This is a genomic window from Geodermatophilus sp. SYSU D01186, from assembly GCF_054050215.1.
Window position 1 is genome coordinate 110,509 of the sequence record NZ_JBJGYW010000016.1, and the last position, 11,400, is coordinate 121,908.

The window sequence follows — 11,400 nt, forward strand, 5'->3', positions numbered from 1 at the left end:
CGGTTCCACTCCGGCTCCGGCCCCGTCCAGGGTTCGGCCCCGTCCCGAGGCTCACCGCGAGCGTGCCAGGGGTGAGGAGGAGGGGGTCCTCCTACTCGGCGCTGACCGCCGGGCGCGCCCGCTCCGGGCGTGGCTCGGGGGGCCGCGGCCCGTCGTGCCGGCGGCTCAGGTAGGTGCCGGCCACGTTCGCGCAGGCGACGAGCGGAACGGCGATGAGGGCGCCGAAGATGCCGGCCACCAGCAGGCCCGCGGCGATCGCCAGGACGACGGCCAGTGGGTGCACCCGCACCGCCCGGCCCAGCAGCAGCGGCTGCAGGACGTGCCCCTCCAGTTGCATGACCGCGACCACGATGGCCAGCGCGATGAGCGCGGTGATCGGGCCCTTGGACACCAACGCGACCAGCACCGCCACCGAGCCGGCGAGGAACGACCCGATGATGGGGATGAACGCGCCGAGGAACACCAGCGCGGCCAGCGGGATGACCAGCGGCACGCCGAGGATCGCCAGGCCGATGCCGATGCCGAGCGCGTCGACCAGGGCCACGGCGACGGTCGCGCGCACGTAGGAGATCAGCGTCCGCCAGGAGCGGCGGGCGGCCTCGTCGACGTAGGCGCGGGCGTCGGCGGGGCACAGGCCGATCAGCCACAGCCAGATGGACCGGCCGTCCTTGAGGAAGAAGAACAGCGTGAACAGCGCGAGGACGATCCCGGTGAAGACCTCGCCCACCGTCGCCGCGGTGGTGAGCGCCCCCGAGGTGAGGGTGTCCTGGTTGGCCACCAGCGCGTCCTGCGCGGCGGTCAGCGCCTCGTCGATCTGCCGCTGGGACACGGGGAAGCTGTCGACGACGAAGTCGCGCACCTGGGTGAGGCCCTGGTTGACCTGGTCGGCCAGGTCGGAGAACCCGGCGGTGAACCGCTCGACGACCAGCGTGATGATCCCGGCGACGACGGCGAGCCCGACGATGAGCATGGTCAGCGCGGCCAGCGACCGGGGCCAGCCGTGCCGCACGAGCGCCGCGGCGCCGGGCTGGAGCAGGGCGGAGAGCAGCAGCGCCACGAACACCGGGACGACGACGACGGCGACGTAGGCCGCGGCGTAGAGCAGCACGTAGATGCCGGCGATCACCACGATCAGCCGCCACGACCACGCGGCCGCGATCCGCAGCCCGGTCGGGACGACGGCGTCGTCGCTGGTCCGGCGGTCGGCGCCGGTGAGCCGGCGGGCGTGCCGGCCGTTGCGGTGCGGGCGGCCGCCGGCCGGGGGCCCGCTCACCCCGCCGGGGCCGATCGGCCCGTCGAGGTCGGGGGCGCCCGGTTGGGGGCTGCCCAGGGGCGGCTGTGCCGCGTCGTCCCCCGCCGGCAGGTCGGCGGGGGGCTCGGTGGCGACGTCGTCGTCGCGGACGAGGATCGCGCGGTCGTCGTCCCGCTCCGGCCACCCGTGCGGGTCGTGCTCGGCGGCGGCGCGGATGCGCTCGCGCGCCCGCTCGAGCAGGTGGGATGCCCGACGCAGCACGGGGACCTCCGGCGGGCAGTAGGGGTCGTCGATGATCACGCTAGCCCTACGGGGAGACTGTCCCCGTGGTGCGACGAGCTGACCGGTGGCGGGCGGTACCCCGATGATCGAGCGGTACACGCTCCCCGCGATGGGGCGGGTCTGGAGCGACCAGCACAAGTACGAGCTGTGGTGCCGGGTCGAGACCCTGGTGCTGGAGGCGCACGCGGCGGCCGGGCGGGTGCCCGCCGACGTCGTGGAGCCCGTGCGCAAGGCGGCGCCGCCGACCCCCGAGCGGGTCGCGGAGATCGAGGAGACGACGCAGCACGACGTCATCGCCTTCCTCACCGCGTGGGCGGACAACACCGAGCCGCGGTCGGCCGCGGCGTACGTGCACCACGGCATGACCTCGTCGGACCTGCTGGACACCGCGCTGGCGGTGCAGCTGACCGAGGCCACCGACCTGCTGCTGGCCCGGATGGACCGGCTGGTCGCGGTGCTGCGCGACCACGCGCTGGCTCACCGGCACACGATCAAGGTCGGCCGCACCCACGGTGTGCACGCCGAGCCCGACGTGTGGGGCCACCGGGTCGCCGACATCGCCTTCGCCGCGGCCCGCTCGCGCGACCGGCTGCGGGCGGCCCGTGAGCGGGTCGGCGTCGTCGCCATCTCCGGCGCCGTCGGCACGTACTCGCTGATCGACCCGTCGGTGGAGGTCGCCGTCGCCGAGGCGCTGGACCTGCGCCCGGCCGACGCCTCCACCCAGGTGGTGCTGCGCGACTCGGTCAGCGAGTGGGTGGCGGCGCTGGCGATCATCGCCACGGTCTGCGAGACGGTCGCGCTGGAGGTGCGCCACGGCCAGCGGACCGAGGTGCGCGAGCTGTCGGAGGCCTTCGGCTCCGGCCAGAAGGGCTCCAGCGCCATGCCGCACAAGAAGAACCCGATCCGCTCCGAGCGCATCGCCGGGCTCGCCCGCGTCGTCCGCGCCGCCGTCGTCCCGGTGATGGAGGGCATCCCGCTGTGGCACGAGCGGGACATCTCGCACTCCTCGACCGAGCGCGTCTTCCTGCCCGACGCCGCGATCACCACCGACTACCTGCTGCACCTGACCACCGGTCTGGTGGAGGGCCTCGTGGTGGACGCCGACCGGATGCGGGCCAACCTGGAGTCCACCGGCGGGCTGATCTACACCTCGTCGGTGCTGCTCGAGGTGGTCGAGGGCGGGCTGTCCCGCGAGGACGCGTACGCGCTCGTGCAGTCCGCGGCCATGGAGACGTGGAACACCGGGACGCCGTTCCGCGAGACGCTGCGGCAGCGGGCGGCGGCGTCCCGCGTGACCCTCGACGAGGCGCGGCTGGACGAGATCTGCCGGCCGGAGCGGTACGTGGCCGACCTGGACCCGCTGTTCGAGCGGCTGGCCGCCCTGTCATGAGCCTCGACCTGCCCCTGGTGGCGCGCGGCAAGGTACGCGAGATCTACGACGCCGGCGCCGACCGGCTGCTGCTGGTCGCCTCCGACCGCATCTCGGCCTACGACCACGTGCTGCCGACGCCGATCCCGGACAAGGGGCGGGTGCTCACCGCGCTGTCGGTGTGGTGGTTCGGGCAGCTGGAGCCGGTGCTGGAGCAGTTCGGCGCGGCGCACCACCTGGTGTCGGCGTCCGACGTGCCCGGCGAGGTGGCCGGGCGGGCGATGCTCGTGCGGCGGCTGTCGATGCTGCCGGTGGAGTGCGTGGCGCGCGGCTACCTGTCCGGGTCGGGCACCGTGGAGTACCAGCGGTCCGGCGCCATCCGGGACGTCGCGCTGCCGGCCGGTCTGGTCGAGGGCTCGCAGCTGCCCGAGCCGGTGTTCACGCCGTCCACCAAGGCAGAGGTGGGCGAGCACGACGAGGCGATCGACTTCGCCGCGGTCGAGACCGCCGTCGGCGCGGACCGGGCCGCCGAGCTGCGCGCGCTCACGCTGGCCCTGTACCGGCGCGGCGCGGAGATCGCGGCGGAGGCCGGGATCATCCTGGCCGACACCAAGTTCGAGTTCGGTCTGGACTCCCAGGGCCGGCTGACCCTCGGCGACGAGGTGCTCACCCCCGACTCGTCGCGCTTCTGGCCGGCGATCACCTGGTCGCCGGGGGCGGCGCAGCCCTCGTACGACAAGCAGTTCGTCCGTGACTGGCTGACGGCGTCCGGCTGGGACCGGGTCTCCCCGCCGCCGGAGCTGCCCGCCGACGTGGTCGAGGCGACCCGCGAGCGCTACGTGACCGCCTACGAGGAGCTGACGGGCACTACGTTCCGCTGACGTGCCACTGACGCGCGCGGGGATCTCCTACCGGTCCGGCGGGTCCGGGGACGACCTGCTCCTGCTGCTGCACGGGCTGGGCGCCACCGGCGCGGTCTGGGACCGGCTGCTGCCGCTGGTCGAGGCGTCGTGGCCGGGGTCCTGGGCGGTACCCGACCTGCGGGGCCACGGGCGGTCGGTGGCCGAGCCGCCGTACGGGTACGCGGTGCACGCGGCCGACGTGGCCTCGCTGGCCGTGGCTCTCGGCGCCGGCCGGGTGACCGTGCTCGGGCACTCCTTCGGCGGCGTCGTCGGCGCGGTGCTGGCCGGCGGCTGGTACGGCGTCGAGGTGGCCCGCGTGGTCGCCGTCGGCGTCAAGATCGACTGGACCGTCGACGAGGAGGCGCGGGCCCGGGTGATGGCGGCCCGCCCGCCGCAGGTCTTCCCCACCGCCGCCGAGGCCGCCGACCGGCACCTGCGGCTCGCCGGGCTCAGCGGCCTGGTCGCGCCGGACGACCCGGTCGCGCGGGCGGGCGTGCGCGAGGCGGACGGTGGGTTCGCGGCGGCCCTCGACCCGCGTGCGTTCGGCGCCGTGGGTCCGTCGGTGGAGGAGGTCCTGTCGCGGGCGGTCGCCCCGCTGCGGCTGGCCGCCGGGGCCGCGGACCCGATGGTCGGCCTGGCCGCGATGCGGCGGGTCGACCCGGACGCGGTGCTCCTCGACGGCGCCGGCCACAACGCCCACTGGGAGACCCCCGAGGCCGTCTGGTCGCTGGTGTCTCCCTGACGCGGCCGGTCTCGACCTGCGCGAGATCGCCGGTCTCGTGGTCATCAGCCGCTGATCGCCACGAGACCGCCGATCTCGCGCTGGGGCTGTGGATGGCCGCAGCGCCACCGGCGCCTGCTGGGCCAGAGTGCCTGAGTGCCCACCCGTCGTGTCCGGTCCCGTCTCACCGGCCCGGCGACCAGGGCGGGTGCACGGGCTGCCGGCATCCGCGACTGGCAACTGCGGCATGCCGACGTCGAGCGGCTCTCGCGGGACACCTACCTGCCTCGAGCGCTGTCGAACGAGATGAGCGCCCGCGTCGCGGCCGTCCTGCTGACGTCACCGCCGGGGACCGTCGCCAGCCACGCGACCGCTGCAGCACTCTGGGGCCTGGACATCCCGCTGCAGGACAGGGCCGACCGCCGCGTCGACCTCACGGTTCCGATGACCTTGCGCTCGGAGAGCCGACGGGACCGGAGGGTGCACCGCACCCCGCTGCCCGAGGACGACACCACGCGGCGCGGGGCGGTGCCGGTCACCACTCCGGAGCGCACCTGGCGCGACCTGGCCGGCGTCCTGCAGCCCGCGGCGCTGCTCGCCGTGACCGACCAGCTGCTCGGTCGCTGGTGCACCACGGCGGCCCTCGAGCAGCAGCTGCGCCGACGCCCCGGAGGGCGCGGATCGGCGCGCGCCCGGGAGGTGCTCCCGGTGGCGGACCCGCTGGCCGAGTCGCCGATGGAGTCGGTGCTGCGCTGGCTCCTCCACGCGGCCGGCCTGCCGTCGCCGGTGCTGCAGCACGTCGTGCGAGGCGTGGACGGGTGTCCGCTCGCTCGCGCCGACCTCGCCTGGCCGGACCTGCGCGTCATCGTGGAGTTCGACGGCGACGTCCACCGCGAGCGGGACGTCTTCGTCAACGACCTGCGCCGCCAGAACCGGCTCGTCGCGGCGGGGTGGACGGTGCTGCGGTTCACCTCCGCCGACGTCCTGGGCAGGCCGCACGAGGTGGTGGCGGAGATCCGCCGGGCGCTGCGCCAGTGACATCGCCGGTCTCGTGGTCATCAGCCGCTGATCGCCACGAGACCGCCGATCTCGCGGAGGGGAGAGCAGCATCACCCGCACCCCGGCCAGTGGGCCGCGCCACCCCGGTACCCTCGACGTCGTGCCCCAGGTGGTCGTCGACGTCGTCCTCAAGCCGGAGATCTCCGACCCCCAGGGGCAGGCGGTGCTGGGAGCGCTGGGCCGGCTCGGCCACGACAGCGTCCGCAGCGTCCGCCAGGGCAAGCACTTCGTGCTCGAGGTCGACGGGACGCCGGACGAGGCGGAGCTGAAGCAGATCGCCGAGACGCTGCTGGCCAACCCCGTCATCGAGGACGTCGAGCTGCACCTCCCGACCGACTGAACGGAACCGCTGTGCGCATCGGTGTCATCACCTTCCCGGGCTCCCTGGACGACGTCGACGCCGCGCGCGCGGTGCGGCTGGCCGGTGCGGAGCCGGTCGCGCTCTGGCACGCCGAGCACGACCTCAAGGACGTCGACGCCGTCGTCCTCCCCGGGGGTTTCTCCTACGGTGACTACCTGCGCGCGGGTGCGATCGCCGCGCGGGCGCCGATGATGGCCGACGTCGTCGACCGCGCCCGCAAGGGCATGCCGGTCCTCGGCATCTGCAACGGCTTCCAGGTGCTCTGCGAGGCCGGCCTGCTGCCCGGCGCGCTGACCCGCAACGGCCACCTGCACTTCCGCAACCGCGACCAGGCGCTGCGCATCGAGCGCGAGGACACCGCGTGGACGGCGTCCTACGAGGCCGGCCAGCGGATCGTCGTCCCGGTGAAGAACGGCGAGGGCCGCTACGTCGCCGCGCCCGCCGACCTCGACCGCATCGAGGGCGAGGGCCGGGTCGCCGTCCGGTACGTCGAGGGCAACCCGAACGGCTCGATGCGCGACATCGCCGGGGTGACCAGCGCCGACGGCCGGGTCGTCGGCCTGATGCCGCACCCCGAGCACGCCGTGGAGGACCTCACCGGCCCGAGCACCGACGGGCTCGGCTTCTTCACCAGCGTCCTGAAGGCGGTCGTCAGCGCGTGACTCAGATCGACACCGTCGAGCGGGCCGGGCAGACCCCCGACGACGCGCAGCCCTGGGCCGAGCTGGGCCTCAAGGCCGACGAGTACGCCCGCATCAGGGACATCCTCGGCCGCCGGCCCACCACCGCCGAGCTGGCCATGTACTCGGTGATGTGGAGCGAGCACTGCTCCTACAAGTCGAGCAAGGTGCACCTGCGCCGCTTCGGTGACCTGCCGCCGAGCGACGCGCTGCTGGTCGGCATCGGCGAGAACGCCGGCGTCGTCGACGTCGGCGACGGCTACGCGGTCACCTTCAAGGTCGAGTCGCACAACCACCCCAGCTACGTCGAGCCCTACCAGGGCGCGGCCACCGGGGTCGGCGGCATCGTGCGCGACATCCTGACGATGGGCGCCCGCCCGATCGCGGTCATGGACAGCCTGCGCTTCGGCCGGGCCGACGCCCCGGACACCGCGCGCGTGCTGCCCGGCGTCGTCGCGGGCGTGGGTGGCTACGGCAACTGCCTGGGCCTGCCCAACATCGGCGGCGAGCTGCTGTTCGACGACTGCTACGTGGGCAACCCGCTGGTCAACGCGCTGTGCGTCGGCGTCATGCGGCACGAGGACGTCCGGCTGGCCAAGGCCGAGGGTGTCGGCAACAAGGTGATCCTGTTCGGGGCGCGCACCGGCGGCGACGGCATCGGCGGGGTCTCGGTGCTGGCCAGCGAGACCTTCGACGCCGAGGGCCCGGCGAAGCGGCCCAGCGTGCAGGTCGGGGACCCGTTCACCGAGAAGCTGCTGATCGAGGCGTGCCTGGAGATCTTCGCCGCCGACCTGGTCACCGGCATCCAGGACCTCGGCGGCGCCGGCCTCTCCTGCGCGACGTCCGAGCTGGCCAGCGCCGGCACCGGCGGCATGCACGTCGACCTGGACACCGTGCCGCTGCGCGACTCGACGCTCACCCCGGCCGAGATCCTGATGAGCGAGTCGCAGGAGCGCATGTGCGCCATCGTCGAGCCGGACAAGGTCGACGCCTTCCTCGCCGTCTGCCGCAAGTGGGACGTGCTGGCCACCGTCATCGGTGAGGTCACCGACGGCGACCGGCTGATCGTCGACTGGCACGGCGAGCGCATCGTCGACGTCCCGCCGCGGACCGTCGCGCACGAGGGCCCGGTCTACGAGCGGCCGATGGCCCGCCCGGCCGACCTCGACGCGCTGCAGGCCGACGACCCGGCCGCGCTGGCGCGCCCACGGACGCCCGAGGAGCTCACCGCGCACTGGCTGGCCGTCGTCGCCAGCCCGGACGGCGCGGACAAGTCGTGGGTCACCGAGCAGTACGACCGCTACGTCCGCGGCAACACCGTGCTGGCCCAGCCCGACGACGCCGGCGTGGTCCGCATCGACGAGCGCAGCTCCCGCGGCATCGCCCTGGCGCTGGACGGCAACGGCCGCTACGCCCGGCTGGACCCGTACACCGGTGCGCAGCTGAACCTGGCCGAGGCCTACCGCAACGTGGCGGTGAGCGGCGCCCGGCCGCTGGCGGTCACCAACTGCCTGAACTTCGGCTCCCCGGAGGAGCCCGAGGTGATGTGGCAGTTCGCCGAGGCAGTCCGCGGCCTCGCCGACGCCTGCCGCGAGCTCGGCCTGCCGGTCACCGGCGGCAACGTGAGCCTCTACAACCAGACCGGCGACGTGCCGATCAACCCGACCCCGGTCATCGGCGTCCTCGGCGTGCACGACGACGTCCGCACGCGGGTCCCCACCGGCTGGCGGACGCCGGGGGAGACGGTGCTGCTGCTCGGCGAGACCCGGCCGGAGTTCGGCGGGTCCGCGTGGGCGTCGGTCGTGCACGGCCACCTCGGCGGCCGACCGCCGGCGGTCGACCTCGCGGCGGAGCGGTCGCTCGGCGAGCTGCTGGCCGCGCTGGCCCGCGACGGGCTGGTCGGCTCGGCGCACGACCTCGCCGACGGTGGCCTCGCCCAGGCGCTGGCCGAGTCCGCGCTGCGGTACGGCCTCGGCGCCCGCCTGGGCGTCGGTGACGACCCGTTCACCGCGCTGTTCAGCGAGTCGGCCGCCCGCGCGGTCGTCACGACGGCCGACCCGGCGGCGGTGCGCACCGCCGCCGAGGCGGCCGGGGTCCCCGTCACCGAGCTGGGGACGACGGGCGGCGACGTGCTCGCGGTCGACGGCGTGGGCGAGCTGCCACTGGCCGAGTTGCGCGCCGCGTGGAGCGCCACGCTGCCCGCGCTGTTCGGCACGCCCGAGGCCACCGTGGGTACCGTCCCGGCGGGGACCGTCCCGACCAGCTGATGCCCGCGCCGATCTCCGCCGAGGAGCTGCGGGGGGCGCTGGCGCCCACGCTGGCCTGGTTGGCGGGGGAGGCCGAGCAGCCGCCCCGGTCGGTGGTCGGCGCCGCGGTGAAGACCAGCGCCCGCTGGCTGGCCCAGCAGGTGCCCGGGCGCTCGGTCGAGCTGCGGGTGCCCCCGCACGTCGCCGTCCAGTGCGTGCCCGGGCCGCGGCACACCCGCGGCACCCCGCCGAACGTGGTGGAGACCGACGCCGCCACCTGGCTGCGGCTGGCCAGCGGCCGGCTCGACTGGGCGACCGCCGTGGCCGACGGACTGCTCACCGCCAGTGGCAACCGCGCCGACCTGTCGGCCCACCTGCCGCTGCCGCCGCTCGGCCGGCGCGAGAGTTGACCCGGGGGGCCGATCCGCACAGCACGACGCCCCGCCCGCTGCAGCAGCGGACGGGGCGTCGTGGGGAGCGCGGGATCGGTCAGCCGGTGAAGAGGGTGAGCGCGGTCTTCACCGTCTGGTAGAGCCCGTAGGCCAGGGGGACGCCGACCAGCGTCCAGGCGAAGGCGATCAGCCCCACCGGGGTGTGGGTCTGCTGCTGCTCTCGGGCGGGTGAACTCATCGGGCGGCGCTCCGTTCGGGGGTCGGGGTGGCGGCGGTCCGGCGCTGCGGCTCGTGCCACTTGCTGGAGACCGGGCGGACCAGCAGGTTGGCGACGAAGCCGACCGCGAGCAGGCCGACCATGATGAACAGGGCCGGCCGGTAGTTGGCCGCGACCAGCGAACCGGGCTCGCCCTGGGTGTCGAGCACGCTGTTGACGATCAGCGGCCCGGCGACGCCGGCGGCCGACCACGCGGTGAGCAGCCGGCCGTGGATGGCGCCGACCTGGTAGGTGCCGAAGAGGTCACGCAGGTAGGCCGGGACGGTGGCGAACCCGCCGCCGTAGAACGAGATGATGATCGCGGCCAGGATGACGAACACCCAGGTGGCGCTGCTGCCGACGGTCGCCAGCAGGACGTAGAGCACCAGCCCGACGCCCAGGTAGACCATGTAGATCGGCTTGCGGCCGATGAAGTCCGACGTCGAGGACCACACGAAGCGGCCGCCCATGTTGAACAGCGACAGGACGCCGACGAAGCCCGCGGCCGCGGTCGCGGCGACGGTCGAGGTCTCCCCGGTGCGGAAGAAGTCCTGGATCATCGGGCTGGCCTGCTCGAGGATCCCGATGCCCGCGGTGACGTTGCAGAACAGCACCACCCACAGCAGCCAGAACTGCGGCGTCCGGACGGCGTTGTTGGCCGACACGCTCTCGGTGGTGACCAGCGCCTTCTGCTTGACCGATGAGGGGTCGAAGCCGGCCGGCTTCCAGTCGTCGGCCGGGACCCGCACGAGGAAGGCCCCGAACATCATGAAGACCAGGTAGACCGCGGCGAAGGTGAAGAACAGCGCCGAGACGGCGCCCCCGTTCGGCACGGAGCCGGCGGTGCCCGGGTCGTAGGCCGGGTCGTACCAGCTCATCAGCTGCCGGGACAGCGGCGAGGCGATCAGCGCGCCACCGCCGAAGCCCATGATCGCCATGCCGGTGGCCAGGCCAGGGCGGTCCGGGAACCACTTGATCAGCGTGGAGACCGGCGAGATGTAGCCGATGCCCAGACCGATGCCCCCGATGACGCCGTAGCCCAGGTACAGCAGCCACAGCTGGCGGGTCTCGATGCCGAGCCCGCCCACCAGGAAGCCGGTCACCCAGAAGCAGGCCGACACGAACATCGCCGCGCGGGGACCGTTGCGGTCCACCCACGTGCCGAAGAGGGCGGCGGAGAGGCCCAGCATGACGATGGCGATCGAGAAGACGATGCCGATCGCCGTCTGGCTCGTGCCGAAGTCCTCGACCAGTGCCGTCTTGTAGACGCTGGTCGCGTACGCCTGGCCGATGCACAGGTGCACCGCCAGGGCGGCGGGCGGGATGAGCCACCGGTTGAACCCCGGTCGGGCCACGATGCGCTCACGCGCCAGGAAACTCGGTACTGCCACGGACGGACCTCCGGTCGAGGGGTGCCCCCGGGGTCCCGGGGTGCATCGGGTGCACAGGCTCACGAAACCCGGGGAACCGTACGTCCGGCCGGGCCGCACCGCCCGGTGACCGTGACCGTTCCGTTGCGAACTCAACCACCTGAGGGGTGGCTTCCACGTCCCGGGAGTGGGCGCGGAGGCGTTCCGGCCCCGTTCTAGGCTGCCCGCATGGCCTATGAGGTGAAGGGCGTCGTCGCCCGCAGCAAGGGTGCTCCGGTCACCGTCGAGACGATCATCGTCCCCGACCCCGGCCCGGGTGAGGCGGTCGTGGACATCCAGGCGTGCGGCGTCTGCCACACCGACCTGCACTACCGCGAGGGCGGCATCAACGACGAGTTCCCGTTCCTGCTGGGCCACGAGGCCGCCGGCGTGGTCTCCGCCGTCGGCGAGGGCGTCACCAACGTCGCCGTCGGCGACTACGTGGTCCTCAACTGGCGCGCGGTGTGCGGC

The 11,400-nt window shown here is 74.1% G+C and carries 12 protein-coding genes; 9 read left to right on the plus strand and 3 right to left on the minus strand.

The features are described 5' to 3' along the window. Nucleotides 1–91: 91 nt before the first annotated feature. The gene (locus ACI784_RS13750) at nucleotides 92–1,552 is read right to left on the minus strand and encodes an AI-2E family transporter (RefSeq protein WP_456922391.1); all 1,461 of its coding nucleotides are present in this window, start codon (nucleotides 1,550–1,552) and stop codon (nucleotides 92–94) included. A 46-nt stretch (nucleotides 1,553–1,598) separates the two neighbouring features. Between ACI784_RS13750 and purB the strand changes: the two genes are divergently transcribed. From purB to ACI784_RS13790, 8 genes are all read left to right on the plus strand, one after another. Next, on the plus strand, nucleotides 1,599–2,924 hold the full coding sequence (gene purB / locus ACI784_RS13755; RefSeq protein WP_457013842.1) for an adenylosuccinate lyase: 1,326 nt from the start codon (nucleotides 1,599–1,601) through the stop codon (nucleotides 2,922–2,924). Continuing rightward, on the plus strand, nucleotides 2,921–3,784 hold the full coding sequence (locus ACI784_RS13760) for a phosphoribosylaminoimidazolesuccinocarboxamide synthase (protein ID WP_457013843.1): 864 nt from the start codon (nucleotides 2,921–2,923) through the stop codon (nucleotides 3,782–3,784). The genes purB and ACI784_RS13760 overlap by 4 nt, the downstream gene beginning before the upstream one ends. A gap of 1 nt (nucleotide 3,785) precedes the next feature. Further along, nucleotides 3,786–4,547, plus strand: a complete 762-nt coding sequence (locus tag ACI784_RS13765; protein ID WP_457013844.1) for an alpha/beta fold hydrolase — start codon at nucleotides 3,786–3,788, stop codon at nucleotides 4,545–4,547. 135 nt (nucleotides 4,548–4,682) lie between these two features. Beyond that, nucleotides 4,683–5,564 carry a DUF559 domain-containing protein gene (locus ACI784_RS13770; protein ID WP_457013845.1) on the plus strand — a complete coding sequence of 294 codons (882 nt, stop codon included), beginning with the start codon at nucleotides 4,683–4,685 and terminating at the stop codon, nucleotides 5,562–5,564. A gap of 121 nt (nucleotides 5,565–5,685) precedes the next feature. Continuing rightward, nucleotides 5,686–5,925 carry a phosphoribosylformylglycinamidine synthase subunit PurS gene (gene purS / locus ACI784_RS13775; protein WP_456922396.1) on the plus strand — a complete coding sequence of 80 codons (240 nt, stop codon included), beginning with the start codon at nucleotides 5,686–5,688 and terminating at the stop codon, nucleotides 5,923–5,925. An 11-nt stretch (nucleotides 5,926–5,936) separates the two neighbouring features. Further along, nucleotides 5,937–6,608, plus strand: a complete 672-nt coding sequence (purQ, locus tag ACI784_RS13780; RefSeq protein ID WP_456922397.1) for a phosphoribosylformylglycinamidine synthase subunit PurQ — start codon at nucleotides 5,937–5,939, stop codon at nucleotides 6,606–6,608. After that, nucleotides 6,605–8,893, plus strand: coding sequence for a phosphoribosylformylglycinamidine synthase subunit PurL (gene purL, locus ACI784_RS13785; protein WP_457013846.1), 2,289 nt, complete (start codon nucleotides 6,605–6,607; stop codon nucleotides 8,891–8,893). Before purQ ends, purL begins: the two co-directional genes overlap by 4 nt. Continuing rightward, a complete protein-coding gene (locus ACI784_RS13790; protein WP_456922399.1) occupies nucleotides 8,893–9,282 on the plus strand; it encodes a sterol carrier family protein in 390 nt (129 codons plus the stop codon). The genes purL and ACI784_RS13790 overlap by 1 nt, the downstream gene beginning before the upstream one ends. A 79-nt stretch (nucleotides 9,283–9,361) precedes the next feature. Here ACI784_RS13790 and ACI784_RS13795 read toward each other — a convergent pair whose 3' ends face one another. Then, complete coding sequence (locus tag ACI784_RS13795) at nucleotides 9,362–9,502, minus strand: MFS transporter small subunit (protein ID WP_456922400.1); 141 nt, start codon at nucleotides 9,500–9,502, stop codon at nucleotides 9,362–9,364. Beyond that, a complete protein-coding gene (locus ACI784_RS13800; RefSeq protein WP_457013847.1) occupies nucleotides 9,499–10,911 on the minus strand; it encodes an L-lactate MFS transporter in 1,413 nt (470 codons plus the stop codon). The genes ACI784_RS13795 and ACI784_RS13800 overlap by 4 nt, the downstream gene beginning before the upstream one ends. Nucleotides 10,912–11,118: 207 nt before the next feature. On the opposite strand from ACI784_RS13800, the gene ACI784_RS13805 reads away from it, so the two are divergent. Continuing rightward, nucleotides 11,119–11,400: alcohol dehydrogenase catalytic domain-containing protein (locus ACI784_RS13805; RefSeq protein WP_457013848.1), on the plus strand; the 282-nt coding region annotated here is incomplete at its 3' end.